We start from the raw sequence: 23,159 nt of genomic DNA, 5'->3' as shown, positions 1-23,159 counted from the left end.
GAGCAAACACTAAAACGGCAACCTGAAGGTTGCCGTTTGCTTTAACCTCCGCACACCTCACACACCGGATTACGCATCAGCTTCATCTCGCGGAACTGACAGGTCATCGCGTCATACATCACGATTTTCCCCGCGGCAGGCGTGCCGTAGTGTGCCAGCACTTTGATCGCTTCCATTGCCTGCAATGAGCCAATCACGCCGACGAGCGGTGCCATCACGCCCGCCTCGACGCAGGTCAGCGCATTCTCGCCAAACAGACGGCTCAGGCAGCGGTAGCAGGGTTCACCATCCGCGTACGTGAAGACGCTGATTTGCCCCTCCATGCGGATTGCCGCGCCGGAGACCAGCGGGGTTTTGTGGGCAAAACAGCCCGCGTTCAGCTGGTTACGGACGGCGACGTTATCGGTGCAGTCGAGCACCAGATCGTGCTGCGCAATCTGCGCGAACAGCGCGTCGTCATCCAGCATCGCGTCAATCAGTGTGAACTGAACGTTGGGGTTGATGCGCGCCAGCGCCGTGCGGGCAGAGTCTACTTTCGGCTGGCCAACCGTCGCGTCGCTGTGCAGTGTCTGGCGCTGCAGGTTGGACACCGAGACGGTATCGAAATCCAACAGCGTCATCCTGCCCACGCCCGCCGCCGAAAGATACTGCGCGGCGGCGCAGCCCAGCCCGCCGAGACCGACGACCAGCACTTTGGCTGCCTTAAGCGCTTCCTGGCCCTCAAAGTCAAACCCGCGCAGCACGATCTGGCGGTTGTAGCGCATCATCTCCTGGTCGCTCAGCTCCACCGTCATGTCAGCCTCCGAACAGGTGGTTAAAGCGCTCAACCTCAACCCATTCGCCTGCTTCTACATTGCCGCGCTCGCGCTCCAGCACGATGAAGCAGTTACCCAGACTGAAGGAGCTGAAAATGTGCGAGCCCTGGTGCCCAGTGGTGCTCACTTCCATTTCACCGTCGGCGTTGCGCGCCAGAATGCCGCGCTGGAAATCGAGACGACCCGGTGATTTTTTCAGGCGCGTAGCGGCACGCACGCGCAGGCGTTCCGGCAGCGGGCTGGCTTTGTTGCCGGAAAGCTTCGCCAGCAGCGGGATCGCCAGCTGGTAGAAGGTGAGTGCCGCAGAGACCGGGTTACCCGGCAGGCCGCAGAACCAGCTGTGCGGAAGCTTGCCAAACGCGAACGGTTTGCCCGGCTTAATCGCCAGCTTCCAGAAGGCGATTTCGCCCAGCTCTTCAAGAAGGGTTTTGGTGTAATCCGCTTCGCCCACGGAGACGCCGCCGGAGCTGATGACCACGTCGGCGGATTTATCCGCCTCGATAAACGCCGCGCGCAGTTTTTCCGGGTCGTCTGGAATGATGCCGAGGTTAATCACCTCGCAGCCCAGCTGCTCCAGCATCAGGTGTACCGCCAGGCGGTTGGTGTCATAAATCTGGCCGTCCTGCAGCGGCTGGCCCGGAAGCTGCAGCTCGTCGCCGGTGGAGAAGACCGCCACGCGCACCTTGCGGACAACGTCAACTTCGGCGATGCCGAGCGACGCCAGCACCGGCAGTTCACCTACCGTCAATTTCTGCCCGGCGGCAAAAACGGTCGCGCCGAGGGTGATGTCTTCGCCCGTGCGGCGGATGTTCTGGCCCGCTTTAACGTTCGCGGTAAAACGCACCCCGTCGTCGGTCTGCTCGGTCTCTTCCTGCATCACCACGGCGTCGCAGCCCTGCGGAACCGGCGCGCCGGTCATGATGCGCACGCAGGTGCCCGCAGGCCATTCGCTGCCAAACGGCTGGCCCGCAAAGGCTTTACCCGCCACCGGCAGGGCGTTACCCGTCTGGAGATCCGCCAGGCGCACCGCGTAACCGTCCATCGCGGAGTTATCGAACCCCGGCACGTTCATCGGCGAGACGATATCGCGCGCGGCAATACGACCAAAACAGCGCACAAGCGGCAGCGTCTCAACGTCATGCAGCGGAGAAATACGGTCAAGCATCTGCGAGAGTGCCGTCTCAAGCGGCATCAGTCCGGCGGTAAAATCCATGGTGGGCTCCTGCGGAGTAACAACGAAAGCGCCCATTATGGCAGAAAAGTGCGGCTAACTGTATGACCCGATGGGTGTACGCTTTACATCACTGTTGCGTCTTTCTATATTCAAAAATCATCTGAAGTTTCATCGACGATAATGATATTTATAGAAAAAGCCGCGAATCAGGCTAACGGGTGATGCGAATGGTTAATGCGGTAATCGCAATTCATGGCGGCGCAGGGGCAATCACCCGTGCACAGCTCAGTCCCGAGCAGGAAAAGCGCTACATTGACGCGCTGTACGCCATTGTGGAAACGGGCCAGAAAATGCTGGAAGCGGGCGAGAGCGCGCTGGATGTGGTCACCGAGGCGGTGCGCCTGCTGGAAGAGTGTCCGCTCTTTAATGCCGGAATAGGTTCGGTCTTTACCCGGGATGAAACCCACGAGCTGGACGCCTGCGTGATGGACGGCGTCACCCTGAAGGCGGGCGCCGTGGCGGGCGTGAGCCATCTGCGAAATCCGGTGCTGGCGGCGCGTATGGTGATGGAGGAGAGCCCGCACGTTCTGCTGGCGGGCGCTGGGGCGGAAAAATTTGCCTTTGAGCACGGAATGGAACCGGTATCGCCGGATCTGTTTTCCACGGAAGAACGCTATCAGCAGCTGCTGGAAGCCCGTACGGCGGGCATAACGCAGCTTGACCATACTGCGCCGCTGGATGAAACCACCAAAATGGGCACGGTCGGCGCGGTGGCGCTCGATAAAGCCGGTAACCTCGCGGCGGCGACGTCAACGGGCGGCATGACCAACAAGCTGCCGGGACGCGTCGGCGACAGCCCGCTGCCCGGCGCGGGCTGCTATGCCAATAACGCCACGGCGGCGGTGTCGTGTACCGGCACCGGGGAAGTGTTTATTCGCGCCCTCGCGGCCTACGACATCACCGCGCTGATGGATTACGGCGGTTTAAGCCTGAGCGAGGCCTGCGAGCGCGTGGTGATGGAAAAATTACCTGCCCTGGGCGGCGTCGGCGGGCTGATTGCGGTCGATCGTGAGGGCAACGTGGCCCTGCCGTTCAACAGCGAAGGCATGTACCGCGCCTGGGGTTATGCCGGTGATGAGCCGAGCACGGGCATCTATCGTGAATAAGGGGGCAGCGCGTGCCGCACACTGAAGAACTGGACAACCGCGAGGTGCTGGCTGTCCATCAGCTGAATATTGCGTTTCAGGAAGAGCGGCAGTTCATCCCCGCAGTACAGAATTTATCGTTCTCGCTCAGGCGCGGCGAGACGCTGGCGATTGTTGGCGAGTCCGGCTCCGGTAAATCGGTCACCGCGCTGGCGCTGATGCGCCTGCTGGAACAGACGGGCGGGCAAATCAGCAGCGAGAAAATGCTCCTGCGCCGCCGTAACCGTCAGGTCATCGATTTAAACGAGCTGAGCGGCGCGCAGATGCAGGGCGTGCGCGGGGCGGATATCGCGATGATATTCCAGGAGCCGATGACCTCCCTGAACCCGGTGTTCCCGGTCGGGGAACAAATTGCCGAGTCCATCCGGCTGCATCAGGGGCTGAGCGGCGATGAGGCGCTTAAAGAGGCCCGACGGATGCTGGAGCTGGTGCGCATTCCGGAGGCGCAGGCCATTCTGGGGCGTTACCCGCATCAGCTTTCCGGCGGCATGCGCCAGCGGGTGATGATTGCCATGGCGCTCTCCTGCCGTCCGGCGGTGCTGATCGCCGATGAGCCGACGACGGCGCTGGACGTGACGATTCAGGCGCAGATCCTGCAGCTCATCAAAGTGCTGCAGCAGGAGATGGAGATGGGGGTGATTTTCATCACCCACGATATGGGCGTAGTGGCTGACATCGCCGATCGGGTGCTGGTAATGCACAAGGGCAATGCTGTGGAAACCGGTGCGGTCGAGCAGATTTTCCATGCCCCCGAGCATCCTTACACCAAAGCGCTGCTGGCGGCGGTGCCGCGGCTTGGGGCAATGAACGGCAGCGATTTGCCGCGTCGTTTTCCGCTGATTTCCCTGGAGGCGACAGAGCCGCAGGAGGATGAAGGCGAGCAGGACACCGTGGTGTCGGGCAAACCGATACTCGAAGTGCGCAATCTGGTGACCCGCTTTCCGCTGCGCAGCGGAATTTTCAACCGCCTGAAGCGCGAAGTGCATGCGGTGGAAAACGTCAGTTTCGATCTCTGGCCGGGTGAAACGCTGGCGCTGGTAGGAGAGTCCGGCTGCGGGAAATCCACCACCGGGCGGGCGCTGCTCAGGCTTGTGGAGACCCAGGAGGGGACGATAACCTTTAACGGTGAACGTATCGACACTCTGCCAGATAATAAATTACAGGCGATACGGCGAGATATTCAGTTTATCTTCCAGGATCCGTATGCCTCTCTCGACCCGCGCCATACGGTAGGGTACTCAATTATGGAGCCGCTGCGGGTGCATAACCTGCTCGACGGCGAGGCGGCGCAGCGTCGCGTGGCCTGGCTGCTGGAGCGCGTTGGCCTGAAGCCGGAACACGCCTGGCGTTATCCGCACGAGTTTTCCGGCGGGCAGCGGCAGCGTATCTGCATCGCCCGCGCGCTGGCGCTGAACCCGAAGGTGGTGATTGCGGATGAGTCCGTCTCGGCGCTGGATGTCTCGATCCGGGCGCAAATTATCAACTTACTGCTGGATTTACAGCGGGATATGGGCATTGCCTTCCTGTTTATCTCGCACGATATGGCGGTGGTAGAGCGTATCAGCCACCGCGTGGCGGTGATGTTTATGGGGCAGATCGTGGAGATTGGCCCGCGAAGGGCGGTGTTTGAGAACCCGCAGCACCCCTACACCCGCAAGCTTATTGCGGCGGTGCCGGTTGCCGATCCCGCGCACCGCCACGGCCAGCGCGTGCTGCTGCAGGATGAGATGCCGAGCAACATTCGTAAACGCGGCGAAGCCGTGGAGCGCGTCACGCTGCGTGAGGTTGGTCCGGGCCACTTCGTGGCTCCGCCGCGCCAGGACAATGCCTTCTCACGGTTATAACTTACAACAGGCAGGAGAACACAATGGTTACATTTGTAGCGCGTAAATGGTTGTTAGCCGCGAGCGTGACGGCAGCCCTGGCCGCTGCCCCCGCGTTCGCCGCCAAAGACGTGGTGGTTGCCGTCGGCTCCAACTTCACCACGCTCGATCCGTACGACGCCAACGACACGCTCTCCCAGGCGGTGGCGAAATCGTTCTATCAGGGGCTGTTTGGTCTCGACAGAGAGATGAAGCTGAAAAATGTGCTGGCGGAGGGGTACACCGTATCCGACGACGGGCTGGTCTATACCATCAAGCTCCGTTCCGGCGTGAAGTTTCAGGACGGGACTGATTTCAATGCGGAGGCGGTAAAGGTCAACCTCGACCGTGCCAGCAATCCTGAAAACAGCCTCAAGCGCTATAACCTGTATAAAAATATCGCCAGCACCGAGGTAGTCGACCCGGCAACGGTAAAAATCACCCTGAAAGAGCCATTCTCCGCGTTTATCAATATTCTGGCGCATCCGGCGACGGCGATGATCTCGCCCGCCGCGCTGAAAAAGTACGGTAAAGAGATCGGCTTCCACCCGGTGGGAACCGGGCCGTACGAGCTGCTCACCTGGAACCAGACCGATTTTGTGAAGGTGAAAAAATTCGCGGGATACTGGCAGCAGGGGCTGCCGAAGCTGGACACCATCACCTGGCGTCCGGTGGTGGATAACAACACCCGCGCGGCAATGCTGCAAACCGGCGAGGCGCAGTTTGCCTTCCCCATCCCGTATGAGCAGGCCGCCATTCTGCAGAAAAACAGCAAGCTGGAGCTGGTTGCCAGCCCGTCTATCATGCAGCGCTACATCAGCATGAACGTCACGCAGAAGCCGTTCGATAACCCGAAGGTGCGTGAAGCCATCAACTATGCCATTAACCGTCAGGCGCTGGTGAAGGTCGCTTTTGCGGGTTATGCCACCCCGGCCACCGGCGTGCTGCCGCCGTCTATCGCGTATGCGCAAAGCTATCAGCCGTGGCCGTACGATCCGGCTAAAGCGCGCGAGCTGCTGAAAGAGGCGGGTTTCCCGAACGGCTTCAGCACCACGCTGTGGTCGTCGCACAATCACAGCACCGCCCAGAAGGTGCTGCAGTTCACCCAGCAGCAGCTGGCGCAGGTGGGGATTAAGGCGCAGGTCACCGCGATGGATGCCGGGCAGCGTGCGGCAGAAGTGGAGGGGAAAGGGCAGAAAGAGAGCGGCGTGCGGATGTTCTACACCGGCTGGTCGGCCTCGACCGGTGAAGCCGACTGGGCGCTGTCGCCGCTGTTCGCCTCGCAGAACTGGCCGCCAACCCTGTTCAACACCGCGTTTTACAGCAATCCGCAGGTGGACAAAGACCTGGCCGATGCCCTGAAAACCACCAAACCGGAAGAGAAAGCCCGCCTCTACAAGGACGCGCAGGACATTATCTGGAAAGAGTCGCCGTGGGTACCGCTGGTGGTGGAGAAACTGGTCTCAGCCCATAACAAAGCGCTGACCGGGTTCTACATCATGCCGGACACCGGCTTTAGCTTTGACGATGCGGATTTAAAATAAACCTCATGCTGAATTATGTTTGTAAACGTCTGCTGGGGCTTATCCCGACGCTGCTGATAGTGGCGGTGCTGGTGTTTTTGTTTGTACACATGCTGCCGGGCGATCCGGCGCGTCTGGTAGCCGGGCCCGAAGCGGATGCCACCGTCATTGAGCTGGTGCGTAAACAGCTGGGCCTCGACCAGCCGCTGTATATGCAGTTTCTGCACTATATGTGCAACGTTCTGCAGGGCGATTTTGGTATTTCAATGGTGTCGAGGCGCCCGGTGTCGGAGGAGATTGCCAGCCGCTTTATGCCCACGTTCTGGCTAACGATTGCCAGCATGGGCTGGGCGGTGGCGTTTGGGCTGGGCGCGGGGATTATTGCGGCCGTCTGGCGCAACCGCTGGCCGGACAAGCTCGGCATGGCCCTGGCGGTGACCGGCATCTCCTTCCCGGCGTTCGCGCTGGGGATGCTGCTGATGCAAATCTTCTCCGTTGAACTGGGCTGGCTGCCGACCGTCGGGGCCGATACCTGGAAGCATTATATTCTGCCCTCCATGACGCTGGGCGCTGCCGTGTCGGCGGTGATGGCCCGCTTTACCCGCGCCTCGTTCGTTGACGTGCTGAGCGAAGATTATATTCGCACCGCGCGGGCGAAAGGGGTCAGCGAGAAGTGGGTCATTCTCAAGCACGGGTTCCGCAATGCGATGATCCCAGTGGTGACGATGATGGGACTGCAGTTTGGTTTCCTGCTGGGTGGCTCTATCGTCGTGGAAAAGGTCTTCAACTGGCCGGGGCTGGGGCGCCTGCTGGTCGATTCCGTCGAGATGCGCGACTACCCGGTGATTCAGGCAGAAGTCCTGCTTTTCTCGCTGGAGTTTATTCTTATCAACTTAGTGGTGGACGTGCTCTACGCCGCCATTAACCCGGCCATCAGGTATAAGTAAGATGCGATTGTTGAACTGGCGGCGTCAGGCCGTTTTGAACGCGATGCCGGGGCTGAAACCGGAGCATGTCCGCACCCCGTGGTCCGAATTCTGGCGACGTTTTCGCCGTCAGCCGGTCGCAATGGCGGCGGGGCTGTTCGTGCTGGTGCTGATTGCCGTGGCGGTCGTTGCGCCGTGGATAGCGCCGTTTGATGCGGAAAACTACTTTGACTACGACCGTCTGAACGACGGCCCCTCAATGCTGCACTGGTTCGGCGTGGACTCGCTTGGCCGCGATATCTTCAGCCGCGTGCTGGTGGGGGCGCAAATTTCTCTCGCCGCCGGGGTAGTCGCGGTGCTGATCGGCGCAGCTATCGGTACCGTGCTGGGGCTCGTCGCCGGGTATTATGAAGGCTGGTGGGACCGCATCATCATGCGCATCTGCGACGTGCTGTTTGCTTTCCCCGGCATTCTGCTGGCGATTGCCGTTGTCGCCATTATGGGCAGCGGCATGGCCAACGTCATTATCGCGGTGGCGGTCTTTTCGATTCCGGCCTTTGCCCGCCTGGTGCGCGGCAACACGCTGGTGCTGAAACAGCAGACGTTTATTGAATCCGCCCGCAGCATGGGAGCCAGCGATACCACCATTCTGTTCAGCCATATTCTGCCCGGGACGGTGTCGTCCATCGTAGTCTATTTCACCATGCGTATCGGCGTGTCGATTATTTCGGCGGCCAGCCTGTCGTTTCTGGGCTTAGGCGCGCAGCCTCCGACACCGGAATGGGGCGCGATGCTGAACGAGGCGAGGGCGGATATGGTGATTGCGCCACACGTGGCGATTTTCCCGAGCCTGGCTATTTTTCTGACCGTGCTGGCGTTTAATTTGCTGGGGGATGGGCTGCGCGACGCGCTGGATCCGAGGATTAAAGGGTAGTGCAGTGAAATGTGCCGGGTGGCGGCTACGCCTTACCCGGCCTGTAAAAGATGTGCAGTGAGATTAAACCCGGCTACCCCACAGGTCATACTCGTCCGCGTTTTCAACTTTGACGCGAATAATATCACCCGGCTTAACGTTGGTTTCGCCGTTCAGGTACACCGCGCCGTCGATTTCAGGGGCGTCCGCCATGCTGCGGCCAATCGCGCCTTCTTGGTCCACTTCGTCGATGATAACCATGATCTCGCGGCCCACTTTCTCCTGCAGACGCTCGGCAGAAATCTGCTGCTGAAGCTGCATGAAGCGATTCCAGCGCTCCTCTTTCACCTCTTCCGGCACCTGGTCTGCCAGCTCGTTGGCGGTTGCGCCTTCCACCGGGCTGTACTTGAAGCAGCCGACGCGGTCCAGGCGCGCTTCTTTCAGGAAGTCGAGCAGCATCTGGAAGTCTTCTTCGGTTTCACCCGGGAAGCCGACGATAAAGGTGGAGCGCAGGGTCAGATCCGGACAGATTTCACGCCACTGCTTGATGCGCGCCAGCTGGCGGTCAACGGAGCCAGGACGTTTCATCAGCTTGAGGATACGCGGGCTGGCGTGCTGCAGTGGGATATCCAGGTACGGCAGAATCTTGCCTTCCGCCATCAGCGGGATCACATCGTCAACGTGCGGGTACGGGTAGACGTAGTGCAGACGCGTCCAGATACCGAGCTTAGCCAGCTGCTCGCACAGGCCCACCATGCTGGTTTTCACCGGCTCGCCGTTGTGGAAACCGGAGCGGTGTTTAACGTCTACGCCGTAAGCCGAGGTGTCCTGGGAAATCACCAGCAGCTCCTTCACGCCCGCATCGGCCAGACGTTTGGCTTCCGCCAGCACTTCGCCAATCGGACGGCTCACCAGATCGCCTCGCATCGACGGGATGATGCAGAAGGTGCAGCGATGGTTGCAGCCTTCAGAAATTTTCAGGTAGGCGTAGTGACGCGGCGTCAGCTTCACGCCCTGTTCCGGCACCAGGCTCAGGAACGGGTTGTGCTTTGGTTTTGGCACGTAGTGATGAACATGTTCCAGCACCTGCTCGTAGCTGTGCGGGCCGGTGATCTCCAGCACCTTTGGGTGCACTTCGCGGATTTGGTCCACTTTCGCGCCCAGGCAGCCGGTAACAATCACTTTACCGTTTTCGGTCAGCGCTTCACCGATGGCTTCCAGTGACTCCTGGACCGCGCTGTCGATAAAGCCGCAGGTGTTAACGATCACCATATCGGCGTTGTCGTAGCTTGGCACCACGTCATAGCCCTCGGTGCGCAGTTCGGTCAGGATGCGTTCTGAATCCACCAGGTTTTTCGGGCAGCCCAGGGAGACGAAGCCGATTTTCGGCTGGTGCGTAACATTGCTCATAGGTTAAAAATTCATCAATTATGGAGTTATCAGGGCGGGATTTTACAGCGTATCGCGGGGGATTTATACACTCTTTGCAAGGCGGATGCGCCAGGCCGAGGTTGTAACATTGTAAATAATGTTAATCAGTTAAGAATAATTGATCTCAGGCATTAAACTGTACAAAAAATGACCTTATTCTGAATGTGCAACATGGCTGACAGAGGAGGAAATAGCATGTCCGTTGACAGACTGAAACGCGATCTGCTTAACAAGCTGATCAACGCCCGAATCGACCTGGCCGCCTATCTGCAGCTCAGGAAGGCAAAGGGCTATATGTCAGTCAGCGAAAGCGAACATCTGCGTGATAATCTGTTTGAACTGTGTAATTTCATGCGTGAAAAAGCACCGACCCTGAAGGCGGAATACGATGAAAGCGAGCTGATGGCGCTGCGTCGCGCCGCTGAGGTGCTCTCCATTGCAGGGGTGTGTCTGATGAACGGACGCCACGACTGCCCGACTTTTATCGCTGTTAACGCGGAGAAGCTTGAAAACTGCCTGACAACGCTCTCTCTTTGCATCATGTGTCTTAACAAGCACGAGACGCTTGCACAGCACTGAGTTCGGGGGGAGGCAACTCCCCCCTCTGATTAAGCTTTTGTAAAAGTGGTAACGCGCCCGGAGGTAATGGCTAATCTTTATGCCATATGCCGAAAAAGGAGCGCTTTATGCCTCGATCCTCGTTGATTTTCCTGCCTGCATTGTTTATTCCGTTTTCGCTTCTTGCTGCGCCAGAGGCGGTAAAGGTTGAGGTGCTGCAAAACCGACTCGATCACCCCTGGTCGATGGCGTTCCTGCCGGGTAATGACGGTTTACTGGTCACTCTTAAGGGCGGGCAGCTCAAGCACTGGCAGGCCGGGAAAGGACTTTCCGATCCCATTGTCGGCGTGCCGAAGGTGTGGGCGAACGGCCAGGGAGGACTGCTGGACGTGGTGCTGGCGCCTGATTTTGAAAAGTCGCGCCGCGTCTGGCTGAGCTATGCCGAAGCCGGGCGTGACGGCAAGGCCGGAACGGCGGTGGGCTATGGCCGCCTGAGCGACGATCTTTCCCGCATCGAGGGATTCCAGGTAGTGTTCCGCCAGATGCCGAAGCTCTCAACCGGTAACCATTTTGGTGGGCGACTGGTGTTCGACTGCAAAGGGTATCTCTTTATTGGACTCGGCGAGAACAACCAGCGCCCGACGGCGCAGGATCTGGACAAGCTGCAGGGTAAGGTGGTGCGCCTCACCGAAGACGGTAAAGTGCCGCCGGATAACCCCTTTGTGAACACCTCCGGCGCGCGGCCGGAAATTTGGTCCTACGGCATTCGTAACCCGCAGGGGATGGCGATGAACCCGTGGAGCGACACGCTGTGGCTGAACGAGCACGGCCCGCGCGGCGGGGATGAAATCAACATCCCGGAGAAGGGCAAAAATTACGGCTGGCCGCTGGCAACGCACGGCATTAACTACAGCGGGCTGAAAATCCCGGAAGCCAAAGGCGAGCACGTTGAGGGAGCCGAAAAGCCGCTGTTTGTCTGGAAAGTGTCGCCCGCGGTCAGCGGCATGGCGTTCTATAATAGCGACGTGTTCCCGCAGTGGAAAAACAAGCTGTTTATTGGGGCGCTGAAGGAAAAGGACGTTATCGTGCTGAGCGTGGACGGCAATAAGGTGACGGAGGACGGGCGGATCCTGGGCGACCGGGAGCAACGTATTCGCGACGTGCGGGTGGGGCCGGATGGCTATCTGTATGTCCTGACTGACGAAACGGACGGGCAGCTGTTAAAAGTCAGCCCGTCCGGTGCGTAATCAGGTGACCGGGATCATCACCACGTTACGGTACGCCGGGCGCTCGCTAAGCTGCTTAAGCCAGCGGTCAAGGTTCGGACGCGGCGTCCATTTCAGACCGAGGTTGGTCAGGTTCCAGACGAACGGCGCTACGGCAATGTCCCCCACGCCGAACGTATCGCCGGAGAACCAGGCGTGCTTCGCCAGCTCATCGTCCATCATCGCAAACAGGTTTTCGCAGGCATCCTGCGCGGCATGAATGGCGGGGTAGTCGCGCTCGGCTTCAGGAGTTCTCACCAGCCCCATCAGGATCACGCGGTGAACGGGAGAGAGCGTCTGATTTGCCCAGTCCATCCACTTCTCACCCTGCGCGCGCTGCGCCGGGTTTTCGACCCACAGGCGGCCAAGACCGTACTGGGCGGCGAGGTAACGCACAATGGTGTTGGACTCCCAAAGGGTTGCGTCTGTTTCGTCATCGCGCAGCAGCGGCACCAGGCCGTTCGGGTTCATCGCCAGATAGTCGGCCTCTTTGTTCACGCCGAACGACATGCCAGCCATGATTTGGTTAAACGGTAAATCCAGTTCCTCCAGCGTCCAGAGCACTTTCTTCACGTTGGTTGAATTATTCCTGCCCCACAGCGTAATCATATTTACTCCTGATGAGTGTGAATCCGGGTCGGCTTTTTGCCATGGTGAGATAAACCTAACAATTACGCAACAGAAGACAAAAAAATCGCCTGAATCAAAGCGTAAATGAATGTTATTGCATAAACTTTAATAACTTTACCCTCGTTGGGTTTCTTTAACCGTTTTAGTGCGCTATTACTCATCGCTTCTTGCGACACGGTGATGTGACGTAATTTTTGAATGGACACTCGGGTGGCATTTATGACGCGAAAAATGACTTCTCTGCGCAGCCTGGCGGCAGGCTCTGCGCTCCTTTTCCTGTTTGCACCAACACTCTACGCGGCTGAACAGGCTGCGCCCGAAGCGCCGCCTGTGGACGCGCGCGCCTGGATCCTGATGGACTATTCCAGCGGTAAGGTGCTGGCGGAAGGCAATGCGGATGAGAAACTCGATCCGGCCAGCCTGACCAAAATCATGACCAGCTATGTGGTCGGGCAGGCGTTAAAAGCGGGCAAGATCAAGCTGGACGATATGGTTACCATCGGGAAGGATGCCTGGGCGACCGGCAACCCGGCGCTGCGGGGCTCGTCGGTGATGTTCCTGAAGCCTGGCGATCAGGTCTCCGTCTCCGATCTGAACAAAGGGGTAATCATTCAGTCGGGAAATGATGCGTGTATCGCGCTGGCCGACTACGTTGCCGGCAGTCAGGATTCTTTCATTGGTTTGATGAATGGCTATGCGCAAAAACTCGGCTTAACCAACACCACCTTCAAAACGGTCCACGGCCTGGATGCGCCGGGACAGTTCAGTACCGCGCGCGACATGGCGCTGCTGGGAAAAGCGCTGATCCACGACGTGCCGGATGAATACGCCATCCACAAAGAGAAAGAGTTTACCTTCAACAAAATTCGCCAGCCGAACCGCAACCGCCTGCTGTGGAGCAGCAACGTTAACGTGGACGGAATGAAGACCGGCACTACGGCCGGCGCGGGCTACAACCTGGTGGCCTCCGCGACGCAGGGCGACATGCGCCTGATCTCGGTGGTGCTGGGCACCAAAACTGACCGCATCCGCTTTAACGAGTCAGAAAAACTGCTGACCTGGGGCTTCCGCTTCTATGAAACCGTGACGCCGATTAAACCGGATGCCACATTCGTCAGCCAGCGCGTCTGGTTTGGTGACAAGAGCGAGGTGAATCTGGGGGCGGGTGAGGCCGGTTCCGTGACCATTCCACGCGGTCAGCTGAAAAACCTGAAAGCAAGCTATACCCTGACTGACCCGCAGCTCACCGCGCCGCTGAAAAAAGGCCAGGTGGTCGGGACGATTGATTTCCAGCTAAACGGCAAGTCGATTGAACAGCGTCCGCTGATTGTGATGGAAGCGGTGGAAGAGGGCGGCTTCTTCAGCCGGATGTGGGATTTCGTGTTGATGAAATTCCATAGCTGGTTTGGCAGCTGGTTTAGTTAAGTTTTATGCCGGGTGGCGCTGCGCTTACCCGGCATAACCTCAATACATCAACTTCACCTGCTGTGCCTTTGCATGGGCCACAATCTCGTCATCGGGGCGGCAATCGCTGACGATGGCGTCAAACTGCGCCAGCTCGCCCATTCTTGCCGAACGCACCTTGCCAAACTTGCTGTGATCGACCACCAGCACATGATACTGCGCGGCATTTAACGCCCAGTGCTTGACCGGCAGCTCCTCCAGATTAAAGCAGGTTGCACCCTGGCGCACGTTCACGCCTGCGGCAGAATAAAACGCGATGTCCGGGCATAAATTGCTAAGCGTGTCCTGCAGGTTAAGCGGTTTAAAGATGGCGTTGCTGGCGTGAAACTCGCCGCCGCAGAGGATCACCCGGCACTCGGGTTTCTCCTGAAGCGCCAGAAAGGTGTTCAGGGAGTAGCACACCGCGGTAAAGGGAATGCTGCTGTCAATGGCTTCGATAATCCACGGCGTAGTGGTGCCGCAGTCAAAAAACAGCGTCTGGTGCGGCTGAACCAGCGTAGCCGCAAGGCGCGCGGCTTTGCGCTTCTCTTCAACCAGACGCGTCTTCTGGTCGCTGATCAGATAATGGCTGGCGCTGCGCGGCTCAAGGACGATGTACCCGCCCAGCAGTACCACGGGGGCGCTGTCGCTGTTCAGATCGCGACGAATGGTCATCTCTGAGACGCCGAGGAGGTTGGCGGCTTCCTTCAGATGCAGCTTATCGCTGCGCTTCAGCGCCTGCAGCAGCTGAGCAATGCGGTCATCGCGTCGTGTTTCCATAGTTCCTCGGGATAAAAAAGTGAGCCCCCGCAGGGCGGGGGCTCAGTGTAACCTGTCCGGTTGGGATTAGTCACGTATCCAGCCTTTGCGGATCGGGATAGCAAAAATGGCGCGATAGAGCGAAGAGAGCCCGCGGTAGAGCGCCTCACCGAAGAGATTCCACAGGATAGCCGCGCTCACGCAGCCTATCAGCCCCACCAGGAAACCGCCCACCATATCCAGCGGCCAGTGGACGCCAAGATAGACGCGCGACCAGGCGATAGCCACAGCGACTACCATCAGCACCGCCCCCGACCACAGGCGATGCCAGAACAGGAAAGCCAGCGCGAAGGTGAAGATAACCGTACCGTGATCGCTCGGGAAAGAGTCATCCGGCGCGTGGTGCAGGAAGGTGTAGCCAATGCGATCGACAAAAGGACGATCGTGCGGGAATGCGTGGCCGAGAAGATAGCTGACCAGCACGCTTACCCCGAGCGCCATCGCGACTTTGATCACCAGCTGGCGCTGTGCCTTAACCTGGCTGCGCGGCCCCCACAGCCAGAGAATGGCAGCCAGCGCAGGCACGATGCTGATAAGGTCTTTCGCCAGAAAGGTGGCAAAATCAATCATCCACTCTGGCGAGGCCGGGGTGGCGTTGATCAGATAAAACAGCTGATAATTCAGATTCTCTAGCATAGCGTAATCACTCTTTTGCAAACCGGGTGGAAACCAGCCCGTAGACCGCCACCTGGGAAAACCAGACCCACCACCCGGCCCACAGGTTGTGAGAGAAAAAATGTGCCCCGCGCATCACCTGGCCGAAGCCCATCGCCAGACCCAGAACCGCGCCAAGGACCACAAAGCTCCAGGCGAGACGCGGACGCTCGCGCCAGAAGGCAAAAAACAGCCCCATCACCATAAAGCCGCTGGAAGAATGGCCACCCGGGAAGCAGCGGCCCGGACCGCTGTCTGCCGGAACGGCGCTGAACAGGGGGTAAGACACGGCCTTACCGCCATATTCCACCAGATCCCACGGGCAGCTGTGGTGGCTGATGCTTTTCAGCACGCCAACCACCAGCGCGCCAAGCCCCATCAGCAGCGCGGCTGTGACAAGCCTTGCGTTACGTTTGTAAGCGCCGTAAAGCAGCGCCACGGCGCCTAAGGCAATCGCAATGTACTTCGCCAGACGATGGTTCAGCAGATCCAGCAGGTGGTCTTTCTGCAGCGGGAAAGTCTGTGTCGCCGCGTCATACCAAAAACCGGTGATCCATCTGTCGAGCGCTTCATCGCGCGATAGCCACGTAAACACCACGGCAAGCGCTACTAGCACCAAAAGCTGATAACCATAAAAGCGGGACGGTAAGCGGTAAAGCTGTTTTGTCTTATTAGTCTGTAAGTTAGACAATTCTGAACGGCTGGAAGTGAGTGCCATAATTAGGGATCATTGACGAGTAATCGCGCTATCATAAATCTGTCAACTTAAGGAAACCTTAAACGAAGACGATATGTGCTTTATTTCTGTTTCTCCTCGATAAATCACTATCTCGGATTACGGCATTTCATTAAACTCGTCGCGATTTTGTCATTATAAAGAGATTGCATGTTAAACCGTTCTTCTTCTGGTTCACGTCTGGGTCGTCAGGCGTTGCTTTTCCCTCTGTGTCTGGTGCTCTACGAATTCTCTACCTATATCGGCAACGATATGATCCAGCCCGGTATGCTGGCCGTTGTGGAGCAGTACAACGCGGGAATCGAGTGGGTGCCGACCTCCATGACCGCCTATCTGGCTGGCGGCATGTTTTTGCAGTGGCTGTTAGGCCCGCTGTCGGATCGTATTGGCCGCCGTCCGGTGATGCTGACGGGCGTGGTGTGGTTTATCGTTACCTGCCTCGCCACGCTGCTGGCGCAAAACATTGAACAATTTACCCTGCTGCGTTTCCTGCAGGGGGTGAGCCTGTGCTTTATCGGCGCCGTGGGGTATGCCGCCATCCAGGAGTCGTTTGAGGAGGCGGTGTGTATCAAAATTACCGCGCTGATGGCGAACGTGGCGCTGATCGCCCCCTTACTCGGGCCGCTGGTGGGGGCCGCATGGGTGCACGTTGCGCCGTGGGAAGGGATGTTTGTGCTCTTTGCTGTTCTCGCCGCCATCGCGTTCTTCGGCCTGCACCGCGCGATGCCGGAAACGGCTACCCGTCTGGGCGAAAAACTCTCGCTGAAAGAGCTGGGCCGGGATTACAAAGCAGTGTTGCAAAATGGCCGCTTTGTGGCGGGGGCGCTGGCGACCGGATTCGTTAGCCTGCCTCTGCTGGCGTGGATCGCGCAGTCACCGGTTATTATCATCAGCGGTGAAAAGCTCAGCAGCTACGAGTACGGCCTGCTGCAGGTGCCGATCTTTGGCGCGTTGATTATCGGTAACCTGGTGCTGGCCCGTCTGACGTCTCGCCGCACCGTGCGTTCACTGATTATCATGGGCGGCTGGCCGATTGCGGCAGGGCTGATTCTGGCGGCGGTAGCGACCGTCGCGTCATCCCACGCCTACCTGTGGATGACGGCGGGGCTGAGCATTTATGCCTTCGGAATTGGCGTGGCGAACGCTGGCCTGGTGCGCCTGACCCTGTTTGCGAGCGAGATGAGTAAAGGTACGGTCTCTGCGGCGATGGGCATGCTGCAGATGCTGATTTTTACCGTCGGTATCGAGGTGAGCAAGCACGCTTACGCGCTGGGCGGCAACGGGTTGTTCAGCCTGTTTAACCTCGCCAACGGCGCGCTGTGGGTTGGCCTGATGGTGGTGTTCCTCAAGGACAAACGCGTCGGAAACGCCCTGCAACCATAATCTTTTTTCCCTCTCCCCATTGGGGAGAGGGCCTGGGTGAGGGGCGAGGCCGCCAGACCGCACGCGGTCAATTAAACGGTGCCTCCCCGTTCAACACCTTCTCAATCACGTTTAAAACGCCTTCCTCGTTATTATGCGGTGCTTCAAAGCGCGCCTCCGTTTTAATATGCGGTTTGGCATTTGCCATCGCAAAGCTGAACCCGGACTGACGCAGCATCTCCACGTCGTTGCCGCTGTCACCAAAGGCCACCACTTCGCTGTCCTCGATGCCCCAGCGCGTTTGCAGGATTCGCAGGCCGTTGGCTTTATGCACGCCGGGAATAATCAGGTCAATGCTGCCGTGACCGGTGGTGACGGGCACCATAATGTCACTTAGCTTTTCATGCAGCAGCGCCTGAATGCGCGGAATTTCGTCATCGGAAACGTTGAGCCCGAACTTGAAGAAGATGTCGTTCAGGCTGTTGAAATCCTGCACCCTTTCGAGGCGGTGATAATATTTTGACGCGATATCAATGAAGGCATCGTCATAGGCCTTAAGCGTGTAGGCGCTGCCTTTCCCGCAGGCGATAATCTCAATGCCGGGGACGTCATTTAAGACGGTGGCCACGGTGCTGAAATGCGCTTTTGTCAGCTCGCCGTTGAAGACATCTTCCCCGGCATCGACCACCCAGCCGCCGTTTTCGGCAACAAAGGCAATTTCATGCGCGATCTCCGGGAAGAAGGAGATTAGCTGGTAATACTGGTTGCCGCTGGCGACCACAAAGCGAATGCCTTGCTCCTTCATGCGCGCATACTGCGCCAGAAAGCGCGGGCGGTTATAGGTCTTGGCATCACTCAGGAATGTGCCATCCATGTCGACGGCGATCAGTTTAACGCTCATATCCCTTCTCCATTGACGTTTGTTCCGTTTCCGGCTTTGCCACCGCGCGCGCCACCAGCGCCGCGATAATCACCAACCCTAACACCACCAGCATGGCGCTGCGCAACCCGTAGTGCTCACCGAGGAAACCGAGCAGCGGCGGCCCGACCAGGAAGGCGAGGTAGCCCGTGGTCGCTACCACGCTGACGCGGGTCGGGGCATCCGGGCCGGTGTCGCTGGCGGCCGAAATAGTCAGCGGGAAGCCGAGCGACGCGCCCAGACCCCAGAGGATGACCGAGACCCCGGCAATCCAGTCCACGTCCACAAAGACGATCATCGCGATACCCAGGCCGCCGAGCAGGGCGCTGGCGCGCACTACCGCCACGCGGCTGTAGCGGTCGATAAACCAGCCGCCGGTGAAGCGCCCTACGGTCATCCCCAGCGTAAACCCGGCGTAAATCAGCGAGCCGGAGGTCGGACTAAAGCCGTGGCCGTCCACCATCAGCAGCGGCAGCCAGTCGTTGGCAGAACCTTCCGCGAAGGCCATCGCCAGCACCACCACGCCGATGAGCATCAGCTGGAAATCGCGGTAGAAGGGCAGCCCTTTTTCCGTCGAATGCTGTTCTTCAGCGGAATTCTTGCCGGTACCGTTCGGGATCGCCCGAATGCCGGTCAGGATCGGAATGATGCATACCAGCGCCGCCAGCAGGATATGCAGATTCGCGCTCATGCCAAAGGCCGTCAGCGCCATGCCGACGCCCGCGCCGGCGAGCGTGCCGAGGCTGTAAAAGCCGTGCATCATGGGCAGCACGGTTTTGTTCATCTCGCGCTCGACCGCCGCCCCTTCAACGTTAATCGCAACCTCTGCCGAGCCGAAGCTGCCGCCAAATACCGTCAGCCCCAGGGCAAACAGCACCGGCGAAGCAAACCACAGCGCGACGCTTAGCACGATCATCCCAATTACCGCGAAGCACATGGTGGTGCGGATCACCGCCCGCGTGCCAAAGCGCTTCACCAGCCACGCGGAGCAGAGAATGCCGCTCATGGAGCCTATCGACAGGCCGAACAGCACGATGCCCATCTCCGCGGTGGAGACGGACAAAATATCGCGAATGGCGGGCGTACGTGTGGCCCAGGAGGCCATCAGCAGACCGGGAATAAAGAAGAACATAAACAATGCCCACATGCGTAGTCGCAGGGCGTTGCGGGAAGAGGTCAGCGTCATTGGGGTAGCACCAGAAGTACAACAGTAGCGACAACACTAGCAAGTTTGTGTACATTTGTACACAAACCAGGTGAGGGATTTATGAGCAGACCACCGAACGATCCGCATCGACGTGAAAAAATTCTCCAGGCGACGCTGGATACCATTGCCGAACACGGGATTCACGCCGTTACGCACCGTAAAATCGCCAGCTGCGCGGGCGTGCCACTGGGGTCGATGACCTACTATTTCGACGGCATGGAGCCGCTGCTGGAGGAGGCCTTCACGTGGTTTACCCGGCAGATGTCACAGCAGTACCGGGATTTCTTCGCGGGCGTCACCGGGCCGGAGATGGCGTGTGAATCCATCACCACCCTGATCCACAGCTCGCAGGTGACCACGCCGCACAACATGGCGCTGATGTATCAGCTTTACGCCTTTATGCACCGCAGCGCGGCGCTCAAAACGGTGATGCAGGACTGGATGAAAATGAGCCAGACCACGCTGGAGCAGTGGTTCGACCCGGTCACCACCCGCGCGCTGGATGCCTTCATCGAAGGGATGACGCTGCACTATGTGACTGACCGAGAGCCATTAAGCCGGGAGGAAATTCGGGCGATGGTGGGGAGAATTGCGGGCGAGGGGAACCCTTAGGCATCACTCGCCCTGCCTGTTTTACCTGTGTTCGATTTTTTTCCCGCTGGCGTCCACGACGGCTTCGCCATCCTCTTTCGTAAACGCGCCTTTCTGCGCGTCCGGCAGAATGTCGAGGACAACTTCAGACGGGCGACACAGGCGGGTGCCCAGCGGCGTTACCACAATCGGACGGTTAATCAGGATCGGGTGTTGCAGCATAAACTCGATAAGCTGGTCGTCGCTGAAGATATCTTCGGCCAGGCCGAGCTGTTCATAGGGCTCCACGTTTTTGCGCAGCAGATCCCGCACCGAAATCCCCATATCGGCAATCAGGGTGGTCAGCGTATCGCGCGACGGCGGGGTTGCCAGATAGAGGATAATCTCCGGCTCCGTGCCGCTGTTGCGGATCATCTCCAGCGTATTGCGCGAGGTGCCGCAGGCTGGGTTGTGGTAAATGGTGATGTGGCTCATATCAGTGGCTCATTACAGTGTGAAGGAGAGACGTAGCGCCAGCGCGGCGAGCGTCACAAACAGGACCGGCAGCGTCATGATGATGCCCGTCCGGAAATAGTAGCCCCAGGTTATCGTCATATTTTTCTGCGCCAGCACGTGGAGCCAGAGCAGGGTGGCGAGGCTGCCGATAGGCGTGATTTTCGGCCCCAGATCGCAGCCAATCACGTTGGCGTAAATCATCGCGTCCTTGAGCAATCCCGTCGCCATGCTGCCCTCAATGGAGAGCGCGCCAATCAGCACCGTGGGCATATTGTTCATTATGGATGACAGGAACGCGGTGATGAACCCGGTTCCCAGCGTGGTGGCCCACAGTCCGTGTCCGGCCAGGCTATTCAGCACGCCTGTGAGATAATCCGTCAGCCCGGCATTGCGCAGGCCATACACCACCAGATACATCCCGAGCGAGAAAATAACAATTTGCCAGGGTGCGCCGCGAAGCACTTTTCCGGTGTTTATTGCATGTCCCCGTTTTGCGACAGCGAATAAAATCAGCGCGCCGACGGTGGCGATGGCGCTGACCGGAATGCCGAGAGGTTCAAGCACAAAGAAGCCAACGAGCAGAAGCAGCAGCACGATCCAGCCCGTTCTGAACGTCGGGAGATCGTGAATGGCCCGCGCGGGCTCCTGAAGTTTCGCCAGGTCATATTCCGGGGGAATCTCCTTGCGGAAGAAAAGATGCAGCATTACCAGCGTTGCGACAATCGCGGCGATATCAACGGGGATCATCACCGAGGCGTATTCGCTGAACCCCAGCTTAAAGAAGTCTGCCGACACGATGTTGACCAGGTTGGAGACAATCAGCGGCAGGCTGGCGGTATCGGCGATAAAACCTGCCGCCATCACAAACGCCAGCGTGGCCTGCTTGCTGAACCCCAGCGCCAGCAGCATGGCGATGACGATAGGCGTCAGGATCAGCGCCGCGCCGTCATTGGCAAACAGCGCCGCCACGGCCGCACCCAGCAGCACGATATAAGTAAACAGCAATCGCCCGCGACCGTTTCCCCAGCGGGCAACGTGCAGCGCCGCCCACTCGAAAAAGCCGGACTCATCCAGCAGCAGGCTGATGATGATGACGGCGATAAACGTTGCCGTGGCGTTCCAGACGATATTCCAGACCACAGGCATATCGTTAATGTGAATTACCCCGCTGGCCAGCGCCAGCACGGCGCCAATGGTCGCGCTCCAGCCGATACTGAGCCCTTTGGGCTGCCAGATGACCAGTACCAGCGTAAACAGAAAAATTGCCCCTGCCAGAAACATCGCTTACTCCGTTATATCTGATTTCATGAATATGTTTTGATTAGCATAAGCCCGGGAGTCGGTTTTTCAGCTTCATGCGCGTCTCTTCCCGCAGGCAGTTCCAGCTGGTGTCGATAACGGCTGCCGCCCACGCGGGCATGTTGGGAGAGAGACGGTAATGGACCCATTTGCCCTCGCGACGATCGATAACCAGCCCGGACTCGCGCAGCAAGGCCATATGGCGGGAGACTTTTGGCTGGGATTCGGCGGTGGCGGCGCAGAGATCGCAGACGCACAGTTCGCCCGTTTCGCGAAGCAGCATGACGATGGCGAGTCGCGTTTCGTCGGAGAGGATTTTGAAGAGGTGGAGCGGGTGGAGCATGGGCGATCCTGCAGGTGGAATAATTTATATATGTTTAATCATATATGTTTTGATTGCAGGAGAGAAGCGGAGATGAGATCGAGAGATTTTGAGGCTAGTGAAGCGGAAGTGGATCTACTTCTGCGTGGCGGAAATCTGCCATCTTGGGCCGGGCTGCGCCTGTTTTACCGGAACCAGTGTCTGCAGGAAGATGACTAAAGGCGTAGGAAAATGGCATACCTAATAATCAAAGCATTAGCTGAAAAAAAACATTCCAGCTTTAAAATTATCTTATGTTCTGTATATATAAACAGCAATGTTGGGAGGGAGCTGTGAACGATTAGTTCATGGGGTCACTTGCACTACAGCGGATAGAACTTATGGCCCGGCTGGTCGCCAGTTCAGATTGGAGCGATGTCAATAAGGAGGTGGCGCTCTCGTGGCCGTCGGAGCTAGCAAGCAGGCTGAATGAATATGGAGCATGGCATGATAAGAGTAAGCATTATTGACTTCGTACCATGGGAAACTTTCTCCTATATGGCATCCTGCGGTTTGAGAAAGCAGTGCATATCTATGGTGCATGGATTCGGATGACCCAAAAAGGATCTAAACGGGTCGAGGTCGCCAGAACTGGCGCGCTTTCCGGCACGTTATGCACTTGCATGAAAACTACTACATAAAGCGTGCAGGTGTGGGGGAGAATCAAGCGCGTGCAAGGGCTTTAACAATTAGATTAGCTGCAGTATCATGAAGTAAAATAAAAAGGAATAATCTTATGTACAAGTACTGGGTTATGTGGGGTTGTTTATTTGTTCTTTTGCTGACGGTTATGGGATGTATTCCCTTTGCACCATTCCAAAAATGGTGGTTTGCTGTCAATTTCATGGCGAATGCTGGCATTATCAGGGCTTTTTTGTCAGTGCTGATATTATGTCTGGTTGTTTACATTCTTTTTGTTGGACTTCTACATCAAAGATATTCATTAAGGTTAGAGCAATTGAGCTTTGGCG

Annotated in this window: 22 protein-coding genes and 1 pseudogene; 11 read left to right on the top strand and 12 right to left on the bottom strand. The window is 58.1% G+C overall.

Translation table 11 applies throughout. The features are described 5' to 3' along the window. Positions 1-41: 41 nt before the first annotated feature. Both moeB and moeA read right to left on the bottom strand, forming a co-directional pair. Positions 42-794, bottom strand: coding sequence for a molybdopterin-synthase adenylyltransferase MoeB (gene moeB, locus IM284_RS14385; RefSeq protein WP_047368164.1), 753 nt, complete (start codon positions 792-794; stop codon positions 42-44). A gap of 1 nt (position 795) precedes the next feature. Further along, positions 796-2,028 (bottom strand): molybdopterin molybdotransferase MoeA, encoded by a 1,233-nt coding sequence (moeA, locus tag IM284_RS14380; protein ID WP_047368165.1) that lies wholly within the window; start codon positions 2,026-2,028, stop codon positions 796-798. A gap of 188 nt (positions 2,029-2,216) precedes the next feature. On the opposite strand from moeA, the gene iaaA reads away from it, so the two are divergent. Genes iaaA through gsiD form a run of 5 tightly spaced genes read left to right on the top strand, consistent with a single transcriptional unit; the run spans position 2,217 to position 8,439 of the window. Next, a complete protein-coding gene (iaaA, locus tag IM284_RS14375; RefSeq protein ID WP_047368739.1) occupies positions 2,217-3,155 on the top strand; it encodes a beta-aspartyl-peptidase in 939 nt (312 codons plus the stop codon). An 11-nt stretch (positions 3,156-3,166) separates the two neighbouring features. Further along, positions 3,167-5,038, top strand: coding sequence for a glutathione ABC transporter ATP-binding protein GsiA (gsiA, locus tag IM284_RS14370; protein WP_045630941.1), 1,872 nt, complete (start codon positions 3,167-3,169; stop codon positions 5,036-5,038). 23 nt (positions 5,039-5,061) lie between these two features. Next, entirely contained in the window at positions 5,062-6,600 is a 1,539-nt protein-coding gene (gene gsiB, locus IM284_RS14365; RefSeq protein ID WP_193055832.1) for a glutathione ABC transporter substrate-binding protein GsiB, read from the top strand. A 5-nt stretch (positions 6,601-6,605) separates the two neighbouring features. After that, positions 6,606-7,526 (top strand): glutathione ABC transporter permease GsiC, encoded by a 921-nt coding sequence (gene gsiC / locus IM284_RS14360; RefSeq protein WP_045630942.1) that lies wholly within the window; start codon positions 6,606-6,608, stop codon positions 7,524-7,526. Position 7,527: 1 nt separating this feature from the next. Next, entirely contained in the window at positions 7,528-8,439 is a 912-nt protein-coding gene (gsiD, locus tag IM284_RS14355; protein ID WP_047368167.1) for a glutathione ABC transporter permease GsiD, read from the top strand. 63 nt (positions 8,440-8,502) lie between these two features. Here the strand turns inward: gsiD and rimO are convergent, their stop codons facing one another. Continuing rightward, entirely contained in the window at positions 8,503-9,828 is a 1,326-nt protein-coding gene (rimO, locus tag IM284_RS14350; RefSeq protein WP_047368168.1) for a 30S ribosomal protein S12 methylthiotransferase RimO, read from the bottom strand. A 216-nt stretch (positions 9,829-10,044) separates the two neighbouring features. Here rimO and bssR point away from each other — a divergent pair, with 216 nt between their 5' ends. Further along, the gene (gene bssR, locus IM284_RS14345; RefSeq protein WP_047368169.1) at positions 10,045-10,428 is read left to right on the top strand and encodes a biofilm formation regulator BssR; all 384 of its coding nucleotides are present in this window, start codon (positions 10,045-10,047) and stop codon (positions 10,426-10,428) included. A 107-nt stretch (positions 10,429-10,535) separates the two neighbouring features. Continuing rightward, positions 10,536-11,654, top strand: coding sequence for a PQQ-dependent sugar dehydrogenase (locus IM284_RS14340; RefSeq protein WP_047368170.1), 1,119 nt, complete (start codon positions 10,536-10,538; stop codon positions 11,652-11,654). Here IM284_RS14340 and IM284_RS14335 read toward each other — a convergent pair whose 3' ends face one another. Then, the gene (locus IM284_RS14335) at positions 11,655-12,281 is read right to left on the bottom strand and encodes a glutathione S-transferase family protein (RefSeq protein ID WP_045259989.1); all 627 of its coding nucleotides are present in this window, start codon (positions 12,279-12,281) and stop codon (positions 11,655-11,657) included. It lies immediately after the preceding gene. Positions 12,282-12,521: 240 nt separating this feature from the next. On the opposite strand from IM284_RS14335, the gene dacC reads away from it, so the two are divergent. Then, positions 12,522-13,727 (top strand): serine-type D-Ala-D-Ala carboxypeptidase, encoded by a 1,206-nt coding sequence (dacC, locus tag IM284_RS14330; protein ID WP_045260004.1) that lies wholly within the window; start codon positions 12,522-12,524, stop codon positions 13,725-13,727. Positions 13,728-13,766: 39 nt separating this feature from the next. On the opposite strand, the gene deoR is transcribed toward dacC, so the two are convergent. The 3 genes from deoR to IM284_RS14315 form a co-directional block, all read right to left on the bottom strand. Beyond that, positions 13,767-14,525: a DNA-binding transcriptional repressor DeoR gene (gene deoR / locus IM284_RS14325; RefSeq protein WP_047368171.1), complete on the bottom strand. Its 759-nt coding sequence runs from the start codon at positions 14,523-14,525 to the stop codon at positions 13,767-13,769. 66 nt (positions 14,526-14,591) lie between these two features. After that, a complete protein-coding gene (ybjG, locus tag IM284_RS14320; protein ID WP_028012487.1) occupies positions 14,592-15,200 on the bottom strand; it encodes an undecaprenyl-diphosphate phosphatase in 609 nt (202 codons plus the stop codon). 7 nt (positions 15,201-15,207) lie between these two features. Next, positions 15,208-15,936, bottom strand: a complete 729-nt coding sequence (locus IM284_RS14315; RefSeq protein WP_047368172.1) for a phosphatase PAP2 family protein — start codon at positions 15,934-15,936, stop codon at positions 15,208-15,210. 168 nt (positions 15,937-16,104) lie between these two features. Here IM284_RS14315 and IM284_RS14310 point away from each other — a divergent pair, with 168 nt between their 5' ends. Beyond that, complete coding sequence (locus tag IM284_RS14310; RefSeq protein WP_047362755.1) at positions 16,105-17,337, top strand: MFS transporter; 1,233 nt, start codon at positions 16,105-16,107, stop codon at positions 17,335-17,337. 67 nt (positions 17,338-17,404) lie between these two features. Here IM284_RS14310 and IM284_RS14305 read toward each other — a convergent pair whose 3' ends face one another. Together IM284_RS14305 and IM284_RS14300 are read right to left on the bottom strand one after the other, a co-directional pair. After that, on the bottom strand, positions 17,405-18,217 hold the full coding sequence (locus IM284_RS14305) for a Cof-type HAD-IIB family hydrolase (RefSeq protein WP_047368173.1): 813 nt from the start codon (positions 18,215-18,217) through the stop codon (positions 17,405-17,407). Continuing rightward, positions 18,207-19,421, bottom strand: coding sequence for an MFS transporter (locus tag IM284_RS14300; protein ID WP_041910681.1), 1,215 nt, complete (start codon positions 19,419-19,421; stop codon positions 18,207-18,209). Before IM284_RS14300 ends, IM284_RS14305 begins: the two co-directional genes overlap by 11 nt. Positions 19,422-19,502: 81 nt before the next feature. Between IM284_RS14300 and IM284_RS14295 the strand changes: the two genes are divergently transcribed. Further along, complete coding sequence (locus IM284_RS14295; protein ID WP_047368174.1) at positions 19,503-20,054, top strand: TetR/AcrR family transcriptional regulator; 552 nt, start codon at positions 19,503-19,505, stop codon at positions 20,052-20,054. Between the two features lie 21 nt (positions 20,055-20,075). On the opposite strand, the gene arsC is transcribed toward IM284_RS14295, so the two are convergent. The 3 genes from arsC to IM284_RS14280 are packed head-to-tail and all read right to left on the bottom strand — an operon-like array spanning position 20,076 to position 22,170. After that, positions 20,076-20,507: a glutaredoxin-dependent arsenate reductase gene (arsC, locus tag IM284_RS14290; RefSeq protein WP_047368175.1), complete on the bottom strand. Its 432-nt coding sequence runs from the start codon at positions 20,505-20,507 to the stop codon at positions 20,076-20,078. A gap of 12 nt (positions 20,508-20,519) precedes the next feature. After that, positions 20,520-21,809: an arsenic transporter gene (locus IM284_RS14285; protein WP_047368176.1), complete on the bottom strand. Its 1,290-nt coding sequence runs from the start codon at positions 21,807-21,809 to the stop codon at positions 20,520-20,522. 40 nt (positions 21,810-21,849) lie between these two features. Beyond that, the gene (locus tag IM284_RS14280; RefSeq protein WP_047368177.1) at positions 21,850-22,170 is read right to left on the bottom strand and encodes a metalloregulator ArsR/SmtB family transcription factor; all 321 of its coding nucleotides are present in this window, start codon (positions 22,168-22,170) and stop codon (positions 21,850-21,852) included. Between the two features lie 754 nt (positions 22,171-22,924). Here IM284_RS14280 and IM284_RS23385 point away from each other — a divergent pair. Then, a pseudogene (locus IM284_RS23385) lies at positions 22,925-23,159 on the top strand (hypothetical protein); the annotation flags it as partial.

It is taken from the genome of Enterobacter cloacae complex sp. P12RS (genome assembly GCF_014895875.1).
GTDB lineage: Bacteria > Pseudomonadota > Gammaproteobacteria > Enterobacterales > Enterobacteriaceae > Enterobacter > Enterobacter bugandensis.
This window is presented reverse-complemented; position numbering and strand designations above follow the sequence as displayed.

What these genes read in the sequence shown, in the direction of transcription:
- IM284_RS14295 (WP_047368174.1), top strand. Translation starts at nt 19,503, where the DNA reads ATGAGCAGACCACCGAACGATCCGCATCGACGTGAAAAAATTCTCCAG.
- IM284_RS14335 (WP_045259989.1), bottom strand. Translation starts at nt 12,281, where the DNA reads ATGATTACGCTGTGGGGCAGGAATAATTCAACCAACGTGAAGAAAGTG.
- arsC (WP_047368175.1), bottom strand. Translation starts at nt 20,507, where the DNA reads ATGAGCCACATCACCATTTACCACAACCCAGCCTGCGGCACCTCGCGC.
- ybjG (WP_028012487.1), bottom strand. Translation starts at nt 15,200, where the DNA reads ATGCTAGAGAATCTGAATTATCAGCTGTTTTATCTGATCAACGCCACC.
- IM284_RS14280 (WP_047368177.1), bottom strand. Translation starts at nt 22,170, where the DNA reads ATGCTCCACCCGCTCCACCTCTTCAAAATCCTCTCCGACGAAACGCGA.
- deoR (WP_047368171.1), bottom strand. Translation starts at nt 14,525, where the DNA reads ATGGAAACACGACGCGATGACCGCATTGCTCAGCTGCTGCAGGCGCTG.
- gsiB (WP_193055832.1), top strand. Translation starts at nt 5,062, where the DNA reads ATGGTTACATTTGTAGCGCGTAAATGGTTGTTAGCCGCGAGCGTGACG.
- IM284_RS14300 (WP_041910681.1), bottom strand. Translation starts at nt 19,421, where the DNA reads ATGACGCTGACCTCTTCCCGCAACGCCCTGCGACTACGCATGTGGGCA.
- gsiC (WP_045630942.1), top strand. Translation starts at nt 6,606, where the DNA reads ATGCTGAATTATGTTTGTAAACGTCTGCTGGGGCTTATCCCGACGCTG.
- iaaA (WP_047368739.1), top strand. Translation starts at nt 2,217, where the DNA reads ATGGTTAATGCGGTAATCGCAATTCATGGCGGCGCAGGGGCAATCACC.
- bssR (WP_047368169.1), top strand. Translation starts at nt 10,045, where the DNA reads ATGTCCGTTGACAGACTGAAACGCGATCTGCTTAACAAGCTGATCAAC.
- gsiD (WP_047368167.1), top strand. Translation starts at nt 7,528, where the DNA reads ATGCGATTGTTGAACTGGCGGCGTCAGGCCGTTTTGAACGCGATGCCG.
- dacC (WP_045260004.1), top strand. Translation starts at nt 12,522, where the DNA reads ATGACGCGAAAAATGACTTCTCTGCGCAGCCTGGCGGCAGGCTCTGCG.
- IM284_RS14310 (WP_047362755.1), top strand. Translation starts at nt 16,105, where the DNA reads ATGTTAAACCGTTCTTCTTCTGGTTCACGTCTGGGTCGTCAGGCGTTG.
- moeB (WP_047368164.1), bottom strand. Translation starts at nt 794, where the DNA reads ATGACGGTGGAGCTGAGCGACCAGGAGATGATGCGCTACAACCGCCAG.
- IM284_RS14315 (WP_047368172.1), bottom strand. Translation starts at nt 15,936, where the DNA reads ATGGCACTCACTTCCAGCCGTTCAGAATTGTCTAACTTACAGACTAAT.
- IM284_RS14305 (WP_047368173.1), bottom strand. Translation starts at nt 18,217, where the DNA reads ATGAGCGTTAAACTGATCGCCGTCGACATGGATGGCACATTCCTGAGT.
- IM284_RS14285 (WP_047368176.1), bottom strand. Translation starts at nt 21,809, where the DNA reads ATGTTTCTGGCAGGGGCAATTTTTCTGTTTACGCTGGTACTGGTCATC.
- rimO (WP_047368168.1), bottom strand. Translation starts at nt 9,828, where the DNA reads ATGAGCAATGTTACGCACCAGCCGAAAATCGGCTTCGTCTCCCTGGGC.
- moeA (WP_047368165.1), bottom strand. Translation starts at nt 2,028, where the DNA reads ATGGATTTTACCGCCGGACTGATGCCGCTTGAGACGGCACTCTCGCAG.
- IM284_RS14340 (WP_047368170.1), top strand. Translation starts at nt 10,536, where the DNA reads ATGCCTCGATCCTCGTTGATTTTCCTGCCTGCATTGTTTATTCCGTTT.